Below are 18,172 nucleotides of genomic sequence, written 5' to 3'. Positions count from 1 at the left end.
GCGGGGCAGATTTGGCAACACAACTCTATCCGAGTAAAGATATTCTGTATTCACCACAGGCGACCTGGTTTGGTGATGAGGTCAGTCCCATGCTGGGCTGGTATCACCCGGCAAAATTGCGCGATGCCGGTGGCAGCCGCCAGTGCGGTGTGGTTTTGTGCCCGCCTTTTGGTCATGAATATATGGTGTCGTATCTGGCCTACAAACATCTGGCCAACCAGCTTGCCAGGGCCGGGTTTGATGTCTTCTTTTTCGATTACGGCAATACGGGTGATGCCGCTGATGCAGATGTCGTGCCGGACAGAATCAGCCAGTGGCAAGAGAATATTCGCCAGGCTGCAGCGCAATTACGACAAATGGCGGGAGTGCAGCATATCGCGCTGTTTGGTCTGCGTCTGGGCGGTTTGCTGGCGGCCAGTGTGGCTCAGGATATTGATGCGAGAGCCATGCTTTTGATGGCACCGGTGATTTCCGGGCGCGCTTATGCGCGCGAAATGCTGGTCTTGCGTAACATGAGCAGTATCAATCGTGTTAGTGACCTGGCGCTTGATACTGAACCGCATTCGGAACATAAGTCGCAACGTGATTCTCAACGTAATTTGCAACATAGTGTGGCGCACGCCGTCACTGATGATGAGCTGACCGGCTATGAATTCAGCGCCATCACCCGCAGTAGTCTGGGTAAGCTGGATCTGTTGAAAATGCCGGTACCTGCCATGCCCGTGTTTATTCAGACACGTGATGATATCAGTGGCCAGGAAGCCAAACTGGCGAATGCCTGGCATCACCACGATCACGCCCTGCATTTATCCGACATGCCCGGTTATGCCGCGATGATGACGGAAGACGCCCATGACACCGTGGTACCGATGGCGATATGGGAATCGATGCAAAGCTGGCTGAGCCGTTACTTCCCCCTGGTCAGTATTGACAGTAGCGCGTATCCGCTCACCCGCGATGTCGCCGGCATAGCGTTTAACGGCCATGTCATCACAGAAGAATTACTTGAATTTGAAGGCATGTTTGGCATCGTCAGCCATCAGGCCGGGGCTGACCCCAAGGCTTTGCCAACCGTGATTTTGTGTAATATTGGCGCCAATCATCATGTCGGCAATCATCGTCTGTATGTGACGCTGGCACGTACACTGGCTTGCCATGGTTTTCACGTACTGCGCTTTGACAAGTCTGGCATAGGTTATAGCAAGGCGACGCCGGATGACAGGGAAAACGATGTGCATGCGGCCTCGGGGGTGGATGACGTCAGCAGTGCCATGTATTTCATGCAGGGTAAATACCACAGCCCTTCATTTGTGCTGGCTGGTCTTTGTTCGGGGGCTTACCTGTCGTATATGGCGGCGTTGAATGACGAGCGCGTCAGTGGCCTGGTTTTGATGAACCAGCTCACCTATCGCTGGCAGGAAGGCGATACCATCGACGCGCGCCGGAAAAACACCATCAAGTCCAGCCATTTTTACCTGCATGCGATAGCCAAAATCGATACCTGGAAAAGGATATTCAAAGGGCAGGTGGATTTACGTCAGATCACCGGCAATATGTTGCGTCGCATAGGCAAGCGCGTGCGTACCAGGTGGCAGTTGCTGGTCGTTAATCTGATGCACAATAATTTCTTCCTGGGGCGGGTCGCACGCAATTTCCGGAATATGGAAGCGCGCGGCACAGAACTGTTATTGATCTATGATGCCAGCGATACGGCGGTGGATGTCATGACAGAGCAACTGGGGCGTCATGCCAGCCTGCTGGGGCGCAGTGAGCGCATACGCCTGGAAATATTCAATGGTGCAGATCATACCTTCACCCCGCGCTGGGCACAGGGTGCGCTGGCCGATTTAATCAGCAAGCATCTGCACAAGCGGTTTAACGCTGCCGCTGCAGACGCGGCAAAATAAAGCGCCAGACGACAATCAGCTCAAAAATCTCGACCACGATCAGGGCCAGGATAGCACCGGGTGCGCCCATTCTGGGAATGCTGAACGCGGTGATCAGCAAGACCAGGCCCAGCGTGACACTGCCGAGAAAGAACATTTCCTTGTAAGCGCCACCGCTGGATAGCCATGAAGTGCCGACCCAGCGCGCCGCATTGATGGCGAAATAGCCACCCCACATCATGACCATGGGGTCCAGCCCGCTGTATTTGGCGCTGATGACATGCCCTTCCAGCCACGGCAATGCCGTCAGCAGCAAGGCCACATAAGCCACTACCACCAGTTCTATGCCGGCGATGGAAAACAGGGTCAGCCTGCGCAAGCCGCGCCAGTTGTTTTCTGCCATCAGGCGGCTGGCTTCCGGGCGCGCCACGCGTGACCAGGCCGCGACAGCCAGCGGGATGGGCATCAGCATCAGGCGCGAAGCATTCAGATCCGCAATCGCAGCAACACCCAGCCATGCTCCTGACAGGTAGACATAGCTGTAATTCGATAACCAGCCAACGATGCCGCCGGATACCGCCCAGCGTCCATGTCCACGTATGGTTTCATGGTGGGCAGCCATGGCTTGCTGGATTTCCTCTTTGGCGTGGGCTTCGGCATCGCTCGACGTATGTGTCAGGAAATGCTGGCGGCTGGCCAGTGTACACAGGAATGATGAACTCGCCAGCAGCCCGAATACCGTGATCAGATCAAAATGATGGCTGAAATACAGGGCAGCCAGGCCCCCCGCAACCAGACTCACATACAGGACATCCTGCCGTAGTACCGAGATGATATCCGACTGGATAAAGCCCACCGTACGTCCATATTCACGTATGCCGTTACCAAACAGGTAGGCTGCAAACACGAACGCCAGTAACCAGCTCTTGTTGCTGTAGTGCGTTGCCGCCGGAAAGAATTCCACGATGACGAAGGCAAGCACCCCCATCATCAGTGTCCAGCTGACTTGCCGGTACCAGTAGTGACGCAACAGGGACCGGCGGGTGTCGCCATGCACGGAAGAAGCGACCGTGGTCAATGGCCCGGCGATCCAGGAATCCACGATCAGGCCTACCAGCAAACCACCAGCGTACAATTGACCATACAGGCCATAATCGTCTTTTGTCACCAGATTCATGAGCAAAATGCCAATGACAAAATTCAGGGCACTGAGCATACCCTGATCGATGACCGATAAAATGGAAGAAGACAGAAATTTTTTATAAAAGCTCATGGGCTTGCACGGGGGGCGCGTTGGCTTATTATGCGGATTGGATGGCCAGAACTCACAACATGAGTTTTAAAAACCAACATAAGCCTACTATATTTTTCAGCAGAACCTTACCATCAGGCCCTGTTGTTATACAAAGTGTTTCATTCTTTTACAATAGCTTTACCTTATTTTTCGATGAATTATGAACAAAATAACCACCAATGACCGTGCGCTGGTTCTGTTTAGCGGCGGTCAGGATTCTGCCACCTGCCTGGCCTGGGCTCTATCGCATTATGCGCATGTGGAAACCATAGGCTTTGATTACGGCCAGCGACACGCCATAGAACTGACGGTGCGTCCCACGCTGATAGAGAAGATGCGTCGCTTTTCACCCGAATGGCAACATCGCCTGGGTGATGATCACATGATAGACCTGGGTCTGATCTCGCAACTGTCGCATACGGCCATGACAGAAGACATCGCCATAGAAATGCAGGAAAACGGTTTGCCGAATACTTTTGTACCTGGTCGTAACCTGATGTTCATGATGACAGCAGCTACCCTGGCTTACCGGCGCGGCCTGAATGTACTGGTCGGTGGCATGTGCGAGACTGATTTTTCGGGCTACCCGGATTGCCGTGACGATACCATGAAGGCCTTGCAGGTCGCGCTTAACCTCGGCATGAATACCCGCCTGAAACTGGAAACCCCGCTAATGTGGATCAACAAGGCCCAGACCTGGCAACTGGCAGAGCAACTCGGCGGCACCGCCCTGGTCGATCTGATACGCGAAGATACGCATACCTGTTACCTGGGGCAGCGTGGTGACATGCACCCCTGGGGTCATGGCTGCGGCACATGCCCGGCCTGTGCATTGCGCGCGCGCGGCTATGAAAAGTACCGTGCGGGCGAGTTTGCCATGGGTGAACAGTGATTTTTATAAGCAGAAATTGATTTGTAAGCATGAAGTTGGTTAGTGGGTCTACAATGAAGACTATGATTCATAGAATGAACCCCCATGCTGATAGCCATCCTGACTGACCTGCACGCCAATCGCGAAGCCCTGGAGGCTTGCCTGGCGCATGCCAGGCAGCAAAAGGCTGGTCGTTATGCCTTCCTGGGGGATCTGGTGGGCTACGGTGCCGACCCTGTCTGGGTGCTGGATACCGTCATGGACTATGTGCGGCAGGGGGCCTGGGCGCTGATAGGCAATCATGATGCCGCCCTGTTACCAGGCGACAAGCAAGGCATGAATCCAACTGCGCGCAAGGTGGTGGATTGGACGAAGGAGCAATTGCGCCCCGATCAGGTGGAATTCATCGCCCAGTTGCCTTACCGTATTGAATGGGAAGATATTCTGTTCGTGCATGCCAATGCCTGGGCGCCGGAAAAGTGGGAATATATCGATGGCGTCATGGAGGCCACCCGCAGTATGCATGCGACCAGGGCCAGCATCACTTTTTGCGGGCACGTCCACATGCCCACGCTGTTTCACCTTAGCCTGACCGGCAAGACAGGTGAATTTTTGCCGACGCCGGAAGAGGGCATTCCACTGAGCAAACAGCGGCGCTGGCTGGTGATTCCCGGTTCAGCCGGACAGCCACGTGATGGCAATCCTGCCGCCTGTTATGCCACCTTTGACACCGACACGCAGGAACTGACGTATTACCGCATTCCCTATGATGCGGAAACTGCCTGCCAGAAAATCATCAGCGCCGGTCTACCGCCAGCGCTGGGCCACCGACTGATCAACGGCAATTAGGACGCACAGGGCCAGTATGCATATCATGCGCAGACAAGAGCAGGTACGATGAGTCCAGGCAGTCCGCACGCCCTGCAGACCGGCATGGAATTCGATGGTTATCGCCTCGAAGAAAAGCTGCACACCGGTGGTATGGCCGCATTGTGGCGTGTCAGCGATCTGCGCGACCGGCATCCGGCAACGCTGGATACCGATCAGTCATTTCCGCTGATCATGAAGGTGCCCCTGCTGTATTCCAGTGAAGACCCGACTGCGATTGTTGCGTTTGAAGTCGAGCAGATGATCATGCCTAAGCTCAGGGGCCATCATGTGCCACGCTATTTTGCTGCAGGTGATTTTGATGCCCAGCCGTATATCGTCATGGAACAGATTGCCGGTACCTCTTTACGCAGCCGTTTTGAGCAGGCTCCCTTGCCAGTCGATGAGGTGGTGGATATCGGCATCAGGGTTGCCCATGCCCTGCAAGATCTGCACAGGCAGCATGTGATCCATCTTGATATCAAACCCAGCAACATCATGTTCCGCCCGGATGGTACGGCCGTGCTGATCGACTTTGGCCTGTCACGCCATGATCGCTTGCCGGATTTGCTGGATGAAGAATTCCGCCTGCCGTTGGGCACCGGCCCGTATATCTCGCCCGAACAAGTCGTGGGGATACGCAATGAGCCGCGCAGTGATTTGTTTTCGCTGGGCGTGTTGCTGTATCACCTGGCAACCGGCGAAAGACCCTTTGGTCATCCGACCTCGGTAGCTGGCTTGAAAAAGCGCCTGTATCGTGATCCCATTCCACCACGCAGCCATAGGCCAGACCTGCCATTGTGGTTGCAGGAAGTGATCTTGCGCTGTCTGGAGGTGGATGCGCAGGCACGCTTTGACACCGCTGCCCAACTGGCTTTCTTATTGCAGCATCCAGACCAGATACAACTGACAGGCCGGGCAGAAAAGCAAAGCCAGGATGGGTATCTGTCGGTGTTGAAACGACGTTTTCAGGTCTCTGGTGCCGAACCTTTACCTACCCACAGCGTGTCGGAACAATTGGCCAAGGCCCCGATTATTGTGGTGGCACTGGACTTGAATCGCGGTTCGGAAGCCCTGGCAGAAAGCCTGCGCAGCATCACCCGGCGCATGTTACAGACCGAGCCGGGCGCACGCCTGGCGTGCCTGACGATACGCAAAACCAGCCGCATAGGGATGGACGACAGCCTGATACAGCAGGGCGAAAACATTCATGTTAAACAGCTGGTGGACCTGAAACACTGGGCCCGTCCCTTGAACCTGAACCCCGATAAAATCACCTTCCATGTACTGGAAGCACCTGACCCGGCGGCTGCCATTGTGGATTATGCACACAGTAACCGGGTTGACCACGTCATCATCGGTTCACGCGGCAGTTCGGCCTTGCGCCGCTATCTGGGCAGCGTATCGGCGCAGGTGGTGGCCGAAGCCGAATGCACGGTCACCGTCGTCAAGGCGCAAGACAAATAAGCATGCAATCAATGCTTGGAACTCATCCCTATCTATGAAATGAGTTCTAGTTTTTCTTTACGCTTTCCAGAACCTGATCGACAAAATCACCGTCAGCATCGCTGAACTTCAAGCGCACCGGATACCATTCCATGCCAGGTGCCAGCCATAATTCAAGCTGCTGGTCTTTGGAGTCAGCCGGTGGAGCCTTGGTGACATGGATGACAGCCAGTTCGCCCATCGGGGTCTTGATGGTGGCCGGGCCTATGACCTTGAAGGTCCAGGGGTCGGCATCACGTCTGCCTGCAACGAACATTTTCCATTCCGTACCAGCCTTGAAATTGTCGCCGGCGGCGCGGGCCATGGAGATCAGTTGCCAGCTGGCGCTGGTGCGGTCCTGTTCGCCACCTTTGAGGGTATAAGTTTCAGTGGACGCAGTAAAACGCAGGGTTTTGCTGTCACGCTCAAAGCTGGTCGTGGTGGCGGGTTTGCCAAAGCGTTTTTCGACAAATTTTTCCGGTGCCAGGCCGTAGTCGTCGATTACACCCTGACTGCTGGCATCGAGTATCTTGCCAATCAGCATGGCGCGGGTTTCAGTCACGATGCTGTATTTCTGGTCAGTGTACTGCCATTTTACCGATGCCGAACCGCTGAGTGACAGGCCACTCTGACGCGCCTTGATACTGTATTGCAGCTCTGCCGGTGGCGGCAGTTTATAGGCATGTTTTACCGCCGCTTCATTACTTTGTGTGCTCTGGGCAGCGTTGCTCAGGCTGGCTGTTGCCAGCAACAGACTGCTTATCAGGAGGGAAATTGCACGCATGGTCATCTTTCTATGTTTTTACTGCTGATTATCTTGTTGGCCGTCTGGGTGGTGATGGCACCATTGCTTTCCGTATTGCGTATCTGTACCGGATACCAGTTATAGACTGGTGCCAGCCAGATTTCCAGTCTGGAATTGTAGGAGCCAGGTCGTGGCGGGCGGTTCACGTGCCAGGTTATGATTTTGCCCATGGGAGTATCGATCTCTTCCTGTCCGGTGATGACGAAGACGAAATTGCTGACATCCCGGTCTTCCGCAACTTGCAGCCTGATTTCGCGTCCGGCCTGAAATTTGTCAGGATTGGCATAGGCGATGCCAGCCAGTTGCATCAGTACACTGGCCTTGTCCTGCACCCCCTGGTTGACGGTGCTGGTTTTATTCGATGAAGAAAAACTGACGGTACGTTCATCCTGATTGAAATGGGTCGCGGTTTCACTCCGGTTGCGTCTGGTTTCGGTACTGAGTGTTGGGGCGATACCATAGCTGTCCTGTTTGCCTTCGCTACGCAGGGTATACAAATTCAGTGAAGTAATCAGCAGGTTCAGCGATGCTTCTACGCGCATTTTGTATAACCCGTTTTCGAAATCCCAGTGTATTTCACCCTGACCATTCACGGGGTGGCGATTATTTTCCGTCCGCACGATACGCATCAGGATGGCACCAGACGGTGGTGGCCGCACTGCATAGGCCGCTTCAGCTTCTACCGTGGGCTGAGTGGGGTAGGGGGCCGGAGCCGGCGGGGTTTCCCTGGCGACTTCGATAGGCGGCGTATTGGCTGTCAGCAGCGTCGCCGTATCTGGCACGGGCACACGGGTTTTTTCCATGACCTCAGGCAGTATAGATGCCGGTTCATCCTGTATCTGCCTGTATGGCGTGGTGCGCGTGCCAGAGACGGTTGATGCCGGTCTGGTCTTTTTCATTGAAGCTGCGGGGTTTGCCTGTGCCTGTGCGGGCGTCGCAGCGACACTCTCACGCAACTGTACCCGCACCATTTGTTCAGCCAGCAAGGGTTTGACAGCCACTGGCGTGCTGTTCAGATTAAACAGCACGAGCAGGTGCAACAGCAGGGCCAGGGCACAAAATGCCAGGCTCTGCCGGTTTAGCAGGGAACTGGGCAAGCTATAGTTTACAGGTTTAAAAGTTTGGCTCATCACAAAATAGTAAACGCGGCAGTCAGCATAAGGATGACCGGACTACGCCAGCAAGAGGGTAGAATGCTATCTTTATTGCAAGAAACAATGAATCGTGTCGTGCAGAATGCGTCACATTTTCTCATGCATAGTGATGTGCGCGTATTCTGTAAGGAAATTTGAATGTTAATACTAAAGAAATCATATTCCAGACTAGCCATGTTTGCCGCCCTGCTGCTGAGCACAAATTTGGCCATGAATTTGACTACAGCTTTGGCCGCAGCGCAAACACCGCAGGCAAATGGCGGTGCCAAAGCCTTGCCGCCGGTACGCATAGGCATGATCGATGGTCTCAGTGGCGCATTTAGCAATGCCGGTGAAGCAGTCCAAAGAAATCTGCAAATCGCCATAGACCGCGTGAACGCCCGTGGTGGCGTGCGCCTGCCTGATGGTCAGCACAAACTGGTACTGAGCAGTTTCGACAATAAACAGGGCGTGGAAGAATCCCTGACGGCGCTCAAACATCTGACCGATCAGCATATTCCTTTTGTGGTGCAGGGAAATAGCTCAGCCGTTGCGCTGGCGCTGGTGGATGCCATCAACAAGCATAATCAGCGCACGCCGGATAACCGTGTATTGTTTTTTAATTATTCAGCGGTAGACCCGGTATTGACCAACGAAAAATGCAGCTACTGGCATTTTCGTTTTGATGCCAGTGCCGATATGCGCATGCATGTTTTGACCGAAGTCATCAAGGACGACAGCCGCGCAAAGAAAATCTACCTGATAGGCCAGGATTACAGCTTTGGACGCCAGGTTGCCAGGTCGGCACGCAACATGCTGGCTGAAAAACGCCCGGATATCAGCATCGTCGGTGATGACCTGCACCCCATAGGCAAGATCAAGGACTTCGCCCCCTATGTCGCCAAGATCAAAGCCAATGGTGCCGATGCAGTGATTACCGGCAACTGGGGCAATGATCTCAGCCTGCTGGTAAAAGCCGCCAAAGATGCTGGCATGGTGCTGAAGTTTTATACTTTTTATGGCAATGGCCTGGGCGCACCCGCAGCCATTGCTGATGCTGGCATAGGCCGGGTCCGTGCGGTTGCTGAATGGCATCCGAATGCCGGTGGCACAGACAGTGATGCGTTTTACAGCCAGTTCCGCCAGCGTTATCCTGATCCCCGCGACGATTATGTACATCTGCGCATGCAAGTCATGATAGAGATGCTGGCCTCTGCCATAGAAAAAGCCAGATCCACCGAAGCGGCTGCCGTTGCCCGTGCCATGGAAGGCGCACAGTACAAGAATGCGTTTCACAATGCACTCATGCGTGCCGAAGACCACCAACTGATACAGCCTCTGTATGTCTCCGTCATGCAAAAAAAGGGAGAGAGTGGCGTGCGCTTCGATAATGAAGGCAGTGGTTACGGCTTCAAGACCGAGCGTTATTTCGATGCGCGATTGACGGCGCTGCCGACCTCATGCAAGATGACCAGGATGTAAGTATCCCTATTTGTAGCTGCTGGAAAAACCAAAGGAAGAAACTCATGAGTAATCCATTTTCTGGTACTGAAATCCCCGGCATGAATGCCATGGGCGATACGCTTTCTTTTGTAAAAAGACTCTGGGGTAGCATGCAGGTGCCGGGTATGGTGGCACCGCCCATGTCGCTGGATGAACTGGATAAAAAAATCCAGGATCTGAAGACCGTGGAATCCTGGCTCACCGTCAACATGAATATGCTGCGCGGGACCATACAGACGCTGGAAGTGCAACGTGCCACCATCGCCGCCTTGCAGTCCCTGGGCGAAAGCTTTGCCCAGCATGCACAACAGGCCGGTGCCATGGCCGAGCAGGCCACGGCTAGTTTCAGTGCTGCCGGTCATACCCATGCAGCCGGCACACCCGGCGCAACTGCCAGTGCTACCAGTACCAGCAATGCCGACTGGCCCATGCACCCGACCGCAGCCAAAGAACCAGATCCGGATGAAGAAGCCGACGAATCGCTGGACGACATGCCACCAGAAACAGTAACAACTGCCTCCAGCGAGGAAAAAGAAGACGCCGAAGAAAAGCCGGAACAATCATCTACCGAAAAGCTGTCAGACAAGACCGCAGAAAAAACAACGACGCAATCCGACGCCAGCGCCCAGTTCGCCAATCCTGCTGCATGGTGGGGCTTGTTGCAGGAACAGTTCAAGCAGGCGGTCAGCAAGGCTCTGGAAGGCGAACCAAGCGAGATCAAGGCGGATGCTGCTCCTCAGGCTGCAACTGCAAGTACAACGGCAGGCAAACCCCGTTCAGCACGCCAGACGACTAAAGAAAAAACGGCGGCTACACCAGGCAAGGCAGCCAGGGCAACTGCTGCCAGCAAGGCAAAAAGCACAACCAGGACAGTAGCCAAGGCTGCTGCCAAGCCCGTTAAGCCTGCTGCAAAGCCAGCCTTGAAGTCAGCGCCAAAGCCAGCGCCAAAGCCAGCGCCAAAGCCAGCGCCAAAAGCAGCGACAAAGGCAGCAGGCAAATCGGCTAACAAAACACCAGGTAAAACAAGCCGCACGAGCACTGGCAAGTAGTCACTCAGTTAGTCACTTAGTTACTCTACAAGCTAGTCAACAAGTTAGTCATTAAGCAGACATGACTAACGGATAGTATGCCGGTTTGATGTGCGACAAACTGTCGTGCAGACAATGATGATATATAAATGAGATGCGATGCAATGGGGTAATTGGGAGAAGGCATGCGTGGTGGATTATTGGCTGTATTGGTCTGGCTGGCAGGTGTAGTGATTTCTTATCCGGTGCTGTCGCAACCCGCTCCTCCCGAAGGGCAAGCATCCGTTCCGGTATTGAACCTGGTGACCGAGCATTATCCTCCCTATAACTTCGTCAAACCCGCCACCGGTGAAGTGACAGGTATATCCACTGACAAGGTGCTTGAAATCATGCGTCGTTCCGACACGCCTTATACCATCAGTGCCTATCCCTGGTCGCGTGCCCTGCAAATGGCACGCAGCGACCCCAATACCTGCATTTTCTCTACCACCAGGACAGCAGAACGTGAATCCAGATTCAAATGGATAGGCCCGCTGATCAAGAAAAATATCTGGACCATCTTTGCCCGCGCAGATGACAGCCGTCGCCCGACATCGCTGGAACAGTTAAAGCCCTATGTCATCGGTGCGTATCGCAAAGCGGCCGTTGGTGATTTTCTGGCGCTGAAGGGTTTCCGGTCAGAACTTGCAAATGTGGATTCTGATAATCCGCGCAAGTTGCTGTATGAACGTTTTGATTTCTGGGCAACCGGCAGACTGCTGGGCATGGCCATATTGAAGGAACAAAAACTCAGTGATGACATTATTCCCCTGTTTGATTTTCATCAGGTAGAGATGTATCTGGCATGCCACGCCAGCATGTCGCAGAGCAAGGTCAATCAACTCAACCGCATGTTGAAAGCCATGGAACAGGATGGCACGGTAGCTGCGATCGAAGCCAGATACAGATAAGGCCAGAACTCATTTCATCCCTATTGGATGAAATGAGTTCTACAAGAATGGCGCATTGTCATGAAAGGACACCGCAGGTGTCCAATTCAAATTTTTATGATAGCGCTTGCAAGGGCTCTTCAATAGAAAGCGCTTGTTTGTGGGCACTTGACCTTGCTGGCGGGCTTGACTTCAGTCAGTTGCAGCTTGCTATCCAGCATCCAGCCACTGACACGCTTGCGGCTGAGAATATTCCCTTTTCCATAGCTGTCGACACTGATTACAAAGGCCATGGCAGATTTGCCATAACTGCATTCAGTTTCAAATTTCACGCCTTCTTTGGCGGTGACAACCGGCAAAGGAAGTGTGTACTGTTTCAACGGCGGTTTTGCCATTTCTGCAGCACTGGCCTTTTCATAGTCGTTAATGGTATCGACAATAACTGCGGCATTTGAATAATGATCAAGTCCTGGTCCTGTCGGGTTGTCACTGGAGCGTTGTGCCAATACCTGCACAAAGTGGCCAGTGATGAATTCGGCCGTAACCATGCCCCATTTATCTTTCCATTCCTTGCGCGACAGTGAGATCGTGCTGGTGGCCATTGTAGCCGCGCCAGCGGGCTCAGCAGCAGGGGCGGGCATGGTGCTTGCGGCAGGAGCTGGCGTAGCTGCTTTAGGTGCTGGTGCAGCGACGGCTGCAGGCGCAGGTTTGGCTGGTGCTGCGGCTACTTCTTCACCTTGATATTTGTATTTGCCGTCAAACGGCACGTCACCCCAGGCGCTGGCGCAGGTTTCCACATGCAATTGCATGCCGCCGGCGGCACGTTTCAAAGTCATATTGCAACGGCCTTCGCTAAAATTCCAGCCGCCGGGTGCATCAGCCAGTTTTCCTTCGCCAGAGCCGCTGCGCAAATTACCTGACTTGCCTTTTTCAGAAACTTCCAGTGTGAATTTGCCGTCGGGCTTTACCGTCAGCAGACGCTCAAAACCATTATCGCTGGCATCATAAACACCGGCTTTGGGATAGGGATTGTAATCCGCCGCCAGCACGGGGGCTGCCATGCAGGACAGGCTTACTGATAACAGGCTCAGAGTTTTAAAAGAAAGAGTTTTTTTCATGTGCTCACTGGATGTCTTGAGAAGGTGGTTGCATCAATACCTATGGTGCACTACCAGATGCAATATCAAAGGCAAGGCCAAGGGATGTTGGCATGGGAGGCAAAACCATGTCAATTAAATAGTTGTATGATTTGCATTCATGCGCAACAAGATGTAAGCAGACTTGTACTATTGAGACTACTTTGCTAAAGCATTGGGGTTTGTTTAAGCTTCAGCAAAATTTGCCGCAACGAAATCCCAGTTCACCAGACTCCAGTAGGCTTCCAGATAGGCCGGGCGTTGATTGCGGTAGTCGATATAGTAGGCATGTTCCCAGACATCGCATGTCAGCAATGGCTTGTCGACACCGACCAATGGTGTGGCTGCGTTTGAGGTATTGGCAATGGCCAGTGAGCCGTCAAAACGTTTCAGCAACCATGTCCAGCCCGAGCCAAAATTACTGATACAGGATTGTGTAAATTCCTGCTTGAATTTCTCAAATGAACCCCACTGCGCAGTGATGGCATCTCCCAGCGCACCGGTGGCGACACCACCACCGCCCGGCGTCAGGCTTTGCCAGTAAAAATTGTGGTTCCACACCTGTGCAGCGTTATTGAATATGCTGCCGGTTGATTTCTTGATGATATTTTCCAATGACGCATCGGCAAATTCTGTATCCTTGATCAGGGCATTCAGGTTCGTCACATAGGCAAGGTGATGTTTGCCGTAGTGATACTCCAGAGTTTCCTTTGAAATGTGTGGCTGCAATGCATCCATTGCATAGGGCAGTTCGGGTAAAGTATGTAGCATGATAGTTCCTTCCGGGTTTTTCCTGACGGCGTTTGCTGCGCAGTTTTCACTTTGCAGCATTTACGTATGACGGGTGATTTTACGGAGTGGTATTTGTTTGCACTGTCGTCTGCAGTGTTGTCCGCAGTGTCGCTTGCAGTGCTATCTCAGGAACACTGGCAAGTGCCTTCGACAAAGGACAATCCCGTTTTGCCATTGCTGCGATTTCCTGAAATTGAGCATCATTTATACCGGCGATAGAGGCTTCCATCGTCAGTTGAATGTGATCAATCACAAAGCCCTCACCCTGTTTCGATAAGCGGATGCTGGCCCTGGTATCGATCTCTGTGGTCTTCCAGCCCGCCTTTTCACAGGCAAAAGAAAATGCCATGGTGAAGCAGGCAGCATGGGCGGCAGCCAATAATTCTTCCGGGTTACTACCACGCCTGTCGTCTTCAAAACGACTGGCGAAGCCATAGGGATAATCCTTCAAAGCACCGGTCTCGGTGCTGATATTTCCTACGGCAGTTTTGCCTGAACCTTCCCAATGTATGTGTGCAGTTTTTTCGGTCATGGCAGATCCTCTTCTGTGGATGTATGAAATAAACCAGCTTGATCAGGTACGCAAAAATTCGGTTTGTACCGTTTTGTTCCTGATCACGAATTTTGAATTTGACAATAGACTATGCCTCTGCCGGAAACGCATCTGTTCGCTAACACACGGAAAATTTTTCAGGCGATTTTTTAATGTTGCTGACGGTGATGTTTGTGGTGGCTTGATTCGTCAATCATATGCTGAATCAGGCCAATGACTGGATGGCAGAAATCTATAGGCGCTGAACTGTTGTCCATGCCGTGATCATTGTTGCTGCGGTGTATTGGCACCAAAGCCCAGCCCCTGAAGCGCATAAAGTGTATGAAACGCGCAATGTGGTAATCGCAGTGGCCAAGGCCGTCAGTGAATTGCGCTCAGGGCGATTGCAGGCTACACAGGCGCATATGCAACGACCACGGCCCAAGTGAAATTCCATTGGCGCAACATCTGGCAATGCAGGGGACGTATTCCTGTTAATGACGTGACCATGGCATGGGTTCTAGAAAGTGTTGCGCAGAACTTGCAGGGCCTCTTTGGTCCATTGCACCCGGCTCTGCTCAAAGGTGATGCCGGCTTTCAGGATCAGGTAGCGAAGTTGTGCTTCGCGTGACAACTGCGGGTTGCTGAAATCGCGCTGTTCTATGTTTCTGTAGTTTTGTAATTCCTGTTCATGCATTTGCAGGCGGCGTTCAAACTCTTCTTCCAGACCGAGTGGGCCGATAGCCGCATCGGCCCTTAGTTTGACCATCATATCGTCACGCCAACGCATGGGAATGCTGTTTTCGCTTGCCCAGCGTTTCAATTCTTCCCGGCCAGCAGCCTGGATATCAAATAATTTCTTGCCCGCACGACCACCTTCCACTTCTTTGGATATCACCCAGCCCTGGGTTTCCATGCGTGCCAGTTCCCTGTAGATTTGCTGGTGGGTGGCATGCCAGAAATAGCCTATGGATTTGTCGAAACGTCTTGCCAGGTCATAGCCGGAGCAGGGTTTTTCAGCAATGGATGTCAGCAGGGCATGGGGCAAGGACATATTTAGAGTGGGTATACGGTGTGGTTTTCATGCATTTTATATGCAACTGGTTGCATAAACAAATTTGTTTCGCTATTCTTATATGCACTCAGTTGCATATAGTTGCTTGCAAGAAGTTTTGTATGCCTGTGAATTCTTATAGCTACACCCTCATATCTAAGGAAAAGCCATGTCATTTTATCCTCACCTGACAAAGCCACTCGATCTCGGCTTTACCACTTTGCCGAATCGCCTGTTAATGGGTTCCATGCACGTAGGGCTGGAAGAGGTGGACAATGGTTTTGAACGAATGGCGGTGTTTTATGCAGAACGTGCACGCGGTGGTGTAGCGCTGATTGTTACTGGCGGTATCGCGCCGAATGAAAGAGCGCGTCCCATGCATGGCGGTGCCATGCTGACCACAGAGGCAGAAGCAGAGCACCATAAAATTGTTACCCAGGCGGTGCATGAAGCAGGTGGCAAGATTGCCATGCAGATTCTGCATTTTGGCCGTTACTCTTACCAGCCCACGCTGGTCGCACCCAGCGCCATCAAGGCACCGATCAATCCCTTCAAGCCACATGCATTGACGACGGAAGAAGTGGAAGAAACCATTTCCGACTTTGTCCGCTGTGCCACGCTGGCTAAGTCAGCTGGGTATGACGGCGTGGAAGTGATGGGTTCGGAAGGGTATCTGATCAATGAATTTATCGCCGCCCGCACCAACCAGCGCGAAGATGAATGGGGTGGCACGTATGAAAACCGCATCCGTTTCCCAATTGAAATCGTGCGTCGCATCCGTGAAAAGGTAGGCAGCAATTTCATCATCATTTATCGCCTGTCCATGCTGGACCTGGTTGAAGGAGGCTCGACGCTGGATGAAGTGATACAACTGGCGCAGGCGATAGAAGCAGCCGGTGCCACCATCATCAATACCGGCATAGGCTGGCACGAAGCGCGCATTCCCACGATCGCCACCAAGGTACCGCGTGCGGCCTTTGCCTGGGTGACCAAAAAACTCAAGGGCCATGTCAATATCCCGCTGATTGCCACCAATCGCATCAACACACCGGAAGTGGCAGAGCAGTTGCTGGCGGACGATTATTGCGACATGGTTTCCATGGCGCGACCTTTGCTGGCCGACCCGCTGTTCATGCGCAAGGCTGAACAAGGCAAATCAGATGAAATCAATACCTGCATAGGCTGCAACCAGGCCTGTCTTGACCATACCTTTGGCGGCAAGGTGACATCTTGCCTGGTCAACCCGCGCGCCTGCCACGAAACCGAATTGATCGATGCCCCCTTGGCCAAAGCCAAACGCATAGCGGTTGTTGGTGCCGGCCCTGCGGGCCTGAGTTTCGCTACCACGGCGGCGCATCGCGGTCATGCAGTCACTCTGTTTGACGCAGCATCAGAAATTGGTGGTCAGTTCAATGTCGCCAAACAAGTACCGGGCAAGGAAGAATTTTATGAAACCCTGCGTTATTTCGGCAAGCAGATCAGCCTGACAGGTGTGACACTGAAACTGAATACCAAAGTGAGCGCCGTCGATTTGCAAGACTTTGATGAAGTGGTGCTGGCGACGGGCATCTTGCCGCGCACACCTGCTATTGATGGCATTGATCATCCTAAAGTATTGAGCTACCTGGATGTCTTGCGTGACAAGAAACCGGTAGGCAAGATGGTTGCCATCATCGGCGCTGGTGGTATTGGTTTTGACGTTGCCGAATACCTGAGCCATAGCGGCACCAGCCCCAGCCTGGATCCGAAAAAATTCTTTGCTGAATGGGGTGTAGATACCGATTACAAAAACGTCGGTGGCCTGTGTGAAGCCGAGATAGAAAAACCGGCACGCCAGATTTTCCTGTTGCAACGCAAGACCTCCAAGGTCGGTGATGGCCTGGGCAAAACCACAGGCTGGATACATCGCACCGGCCTGAAAAACCGTGAAGTGCAGATGATTGCCGGTGTCAGCTATGACAAGGTGGATGATGCCGGTTTGCATGTGACCGTGGACGGGGTACAGAAACTGATTCCGGTGGATAACGTGATCCTATGCGCAGGCCAGGAGCCGAGGCGCGAATTGCAAGCCGCACTGGAAGCTGCAGGCAAGCCAGTACACCTGATCGGCGGTGCCGACGTGGCTGCTGAACTGGACGCCAAACGGGCGATCAATCAGGGGACACGATTGGCTGCAACGATTTAAATTCGAGGAAGACCTCTCACCACAGAGGCACAGAGGCACAGAGAAAAGCAAAAGAAAGGTAAAAACAATTCTTTGCATGTTGGGCTTGTCAGAACCCTTCCTTTGCTTTTCTCTTTGCTTTTCTCTGTGTTTCTGTGACTCTGTGGTTAATGGTCTTGTTTTTTAATTCTGCCCGACATTCTAAAGAGACATCATGAAAAATTTACCTGATACTGTTGCAGCTTCTTTGACGACCTGGCACCAGATGATCGCCAGTGGTGATCTGTCCGGTTTGCCGGCGATTGTGCATCCTGATGCCGTGTTTCGTTCGCCGATGGCGCATCAGCCGTATGCATCGTCGCAGGCGGTGGTGCTGATTTTAAGTACAGTCGTCAAGGTGTTTGAAAACTTCACTTATCACCGGGAACTGATGTCTGATGATGGTATGAATGTCGTGCTGGAATTTAGCGCCACTGTCGGTGACAAGCAACTAAAAGGCATAGACATGATACGTTTTGACGAAGCAGGAAAAATCGTCGACTTTGAAGTCATGGTCAGACCCATGAGCGGCTTGCAGGCACTTGGGCAAGAGATGGGAGCAAGGCTGGCGAAATATCTGCCAGCCTACAAGGCTGCAATTTAAGTTTATTTAGCTTATTAGGACTTACGCAAAATTGTCCCAGCAAGGCTATC

At 52.9% G+C, this 18,172-nt stretch carries 16 protein-coding genes; 9 read left to right on the top strand and 7 right to left on the bottom strand.

The window, feature by feature from the left end; translation table 11 throughout:
• Positions 1-11 precede the first annotated feature (11 nt).
• Positions 12-1,907, top strand: a complete 1,896-nt coding sequence (locus tag H8L32_RS13840; protein ID WP_186947822.1) for an alpha/beta fold hydrolase — start codon at positions 12-14, stop codon at positions 1,905-1,907.
• Here H8L32_RS13840 and H8L32_RS13835 read toward each other — a convergent pair.
• Positions 1,876-3,159, bottom strand: a complete 1,284-nt coding sequence (locus tag H8L32_RS13835; protein ID WP_186947821.1) for a lipopolysaccharide biosynthesis protein — start codon at positions 3,157-3,159, stop codon at positions 1,876-1,878. The genes H8L32_RS13840 and H8L32_RS13835 overlap by 32 nt on opposite strands.
• Before the next feature lie 181 nt (positions 3,160-3,340).
• Between H8L32_RS13835 and queC the strand changes: the two genes are divergently transcribed.
• The 3 genes from queC to H8L32_RS13820 all read left to right on the top strand — a co-directional run bounded on the left by queC (position 3,341) and on the right by H8L32_RS13820 (position 6,385).
• On the top strand, positions 3,341-4,072 hold the full coding sequence (gene queC / locus H8L32_RS13830; protein ID WP_186947820.1) for a 7-cyano-7-deazaguanine synthase QueC: 732 nt from the start codon (positions 3,341-3,343) through the stop codon (positions 4,070-4,072).
• 84 nt (positions 4,073-4,156) lie between these two features.
• Entirely contained in the window at positions 4,157-4,900 is a 744-nt protein-coding gene (locus H8L32_RS13825; RefSeq protein WP_186947819.1) for a metallophosphoesterase family protein, read from the top strand.
• Positions 4,901-4,948: 48 nt separating this feature from the next.
• On the top strand, positions 4,949-6,385 hold the full coding sequence (locus tag H8L32_RS13820) for a bifunctional serine/threonine-protein kinase/universal stress protein (RefSeq protein ID WP_186947818.1): 1,437 nt from the start codon (positions 4,949-4,951) through the stop codon (positions 6,383-6,385).
• Positions 6,386-6,431: 46 nt separating this feature from the next.
• On the opposite strand, the gene H8L32_RS13815 is transcribed toward H8L32_RS13820, so the two are convergent.
• On the bottom strand, positions 6,432-7,187 hold the full coding sequence (locus tag H8L32_RS13815; RefSeq protein ID WP_329605185.1) for a DUF3108 domain-containing protein: 756 nt from the start codon (positions 7,185-7,187) through the stop codon (positions 6,432-6,434).
• A gap of 2 nt (positions 7,188-7,189) precedes the next feature.
• The gene (locus tag H8L32_RS13810) at positions 7,190-8,338 is read right to left on the bottom strand and encodes a DUF3108 domain-containing protein (RefSeq protein ID WP_186947816.1); all 1,149 of its coding nucleotides are present in this window, start codon (positions 8,336-8,338) and stop codon (positions 7,190-7,192) included.
• 234 nt (positions 8,339-8,572) lie between these two features.
• On the opposite strand from H8L32_RS13810, the gene H8L32_RS13805 reads away from it, so the two are divergent.
• The 3 genes from H8L32_RS13805 to H8L32_RS13795 all read left to right on the top strand — a co-directional run bounded on the left by H8L32_RS13805 (position 8,573) and on the right by H8L32_RS13795 (position 11,822).
• The gene (locus H8L32_RS13805) at positions 8,573-9,823 is read left to right on the top strand and encodes a branched-chain amino acid ABC transporter substrate-binding protein (RefSeq protein WP_230412201.1); all 1,251 of its coding nucleotides are present in this window, start codon (positions 8,573-8,575) and stop codon (positions 9,821-9,823) included.
• A gap of 44 nt (positions 9,824-9,867) precedes the next feature.
• Complete coding sequence (locus H8L32_RS13800; RefSeq protein ID WP_186947814.1) at positions 9,868-10,893, top strand: PhaM family polyhydroxyalkanoate granule multifunctional regulatory protein; 1,026 nt, start codon at positions 9,868-9,870, stop codon at positions 10,891-10,893.
• A gap of 164 nt (positions 10,894-11,057) precedes the next feature.
• Positions 11,058-11,822, top strand: a complete 765-nt coding sequence (locus H8L32_RS13795) for a substrate-binding periplasmic protein (RefSeq protein WP_186947813.1) — start codon at positions 11,058-11,060, stop codon at positions 11,820-11,822.
• A gap of 119 nt (positions 11,823-11,941) precedes the next feature.
• Here the strand turns inward: H8L32_RS13795 and H8L32_RS13790 are convergent, their stop codons facing one another.
• From H8L32_RS13790 to H8L32_RS13775, 4 genes are all read right to left on the bottom strand, one after another.
• Positions 11,942-12,919, bottom strand: coding sequence for a hypothetical protein (locus H8L32_RS13790; RefSeq protein ID WP_186947812.1), 978 nt, complete (start codon positions 12,917-12,919; stop codon positions 11,942-11,944).
• 204 nt (positions 12,920-13,123) lie between these two features.
• Positions 13,124-13,708: a superoxide dismutase gene (locus tag H8L32_RS13785; RefSeq protein WP_186947811.1), complete on the bottom strand. Its 585-nt coding sequence runs from the start codon at positions 13,706-13,708 to the stop codon at positions 13,124-13,126.
• Between the two features lie 79 nt (positions 13,709-13,787).
• Positions 13,788-14,261 (bottom strand): OsmC family peroxiredoxin, encoded by a 474-nt coding sequence (locus H8L32_RS13780; protein ID WP_186947810.1) that lies wholly within the window; start codon positions 14,259-14,261, stop codon positions 13,788-13,790.
• A gap of 520 nt (positions 14,262-14,781) precedes the next feature.
• Positions 14,782-15,315 (bottom strand): PadR family transcriptional regulator, encoded by a 534-nt coding sequence (locus tag H8L32_RS13775; RefSeq protein ID WP_186947809.1) that lies wholly within the window; start codon positions 15,313-15,315, stop codon positions 14,782-14,784.
• A gap of 169 nt (positions 15,316-15,484) precedes the next feature.
• Here H8L32_RS13775 and H8L32_RS13770 point away from each other — a divergent pair, with 169 nt between their 5' ends.
• Positions 15,485-17,500: an NADPH-dependent 2,4-dienoyl-CoA reductase gene (locus tag H8L32_RS13770; protein WP_186947808.1), complete on the top strand. Its 2,016-nt coding sequence runs from the start codon at positions 15,485-15,487 to the stop codon at positions 17,498-17,500.
• Positions 17,501-17,693: 193 nt separating this feature from the next.
• Entirely contained in the window at positions 17,694-18,122 is a 429-nt protein-coding gene (locus H8L32_RS13765; RefSeq protein WP_186947807.1) for a nuclear transport factor 2 family protein, read from the top strand.
• Positions 18,123-18,172 lie beyond the last annotated feature (50 nt).

Source organism: Undibacterium hunanense, from assembly GCF_014284335.1.
GTDB classification, from domain to species: domain Bacteria; phylum Pseudomonadota; class Gammaproteobacteria; order Burkholderiales; family Burkholderiaceae_D; genus Undibacterium; species Undibacterium hunanense.
The sequence above is the reverse complement of the archived record's forward strand: the minus strand, read 5'-3'. Positions and strand labels throughout refer to the sequence as shown.

Coding starts and splice junctions, on each gene's coding strand:
- H8L32_RS13820 (WP_186947818.1), top strand. CDS start 4,949: ATGAGTCCAGGCAGTCCGCACGCCCTGCAGACCGGCATGGAATTCGAT.
- H8L32_RS13815 (WP_329605185.1), bottom strand. CDS start 7,187: ATGCGTGCAATTTCCCTCCTGATAAGCAGTCTGTTGCTGGCAACAGCC.
- H8L32_RS13775 (WP_186947809.1), bottom strand. CDS start 15,315: ATGTCCTTGCCCCATGCCCTGCTGACATCCATTGCTGAAAAACCCTGC.
- H8L32_RS13770 (WP_186947808.1), top strand. CDS start 15,485: ATGTCATTTTATCCTCACCTGACAAAGCCACTCGATCTCGGCTTTACC.
- H8L32_RS13805 (WP_230412201.1), top strand. CDS start 8,573: ATGAATTTGACTACAGCTTTGGCCGCAGCGCAAACACCGCAGGCAAAT.
- H8L32_RS13795 (WP_186947813.1), top strand. CDS start 11,058: ATGCGTGGTGGATTATTGGCTGTATTGGTCTGGCTGGCAGGTGTAGTG.
- H8L32_RS13790 (WP_186947812.1), bottom strand. CDS start 12,919: ATGAAAAAAACTCTTTCTTTTAAAACTCTGAGCCTGTTATCAGTAAGC.
- H8L32_RS13810 (WP_186947816.1), bottom strand. CDS start 8,338: ATGAGCCAAACTTTTAAACCTGTAAACTATAGCTTGCCCAGTTCCCTG.
- H8L32_RS13800 (WP_186947814.1), top strand. CDS start 9,868: ATGAGTAATCCATTTTCTGGTACTGAAATCCCCGGCATGAATGCCATG.
- H8L32_RS13780 (WP_186947810.1), bottom strand. CDS start 14,261: ATGACCGAAAAAACTGCACACATACATTGGGAAGGTTCAGGCAAAACT.
- H8L32_RS13765 (WP_186947807.1), top strand. CDS start 17,694: ATGAAAAATTTACCTGATACTGTTGCAGCTTCTTTGACGACCTGGCAC.
- queC (WP_186947820.1), top strand. CDS start 3,341: ATGAACAAAATAACCACCAATGACCGTGCGCTGGTTCTGTTTAGCGGC.
- H8L32_RS13785 (WP_186947811.1), bottom strand. CDS start 13,708: ATGCTACATACTTTACCCGAACTGCCCTATGCAATGGATGCATTGCAG.
- H8L32_RS13835 (WP_186947821.1), bottom strand. CDS start 3,159: ATGAGCTTTTATAAAAAATTTCTGTCTTCTTCCATTTTATCGGTCATC.
- H8L32_RS13825 (WP_186947819.1), top strand. CDS start 4,157: ATGCTGATAGCCATCCTGACTGACCTGCACGCCAATCGCGAAGCCCTG.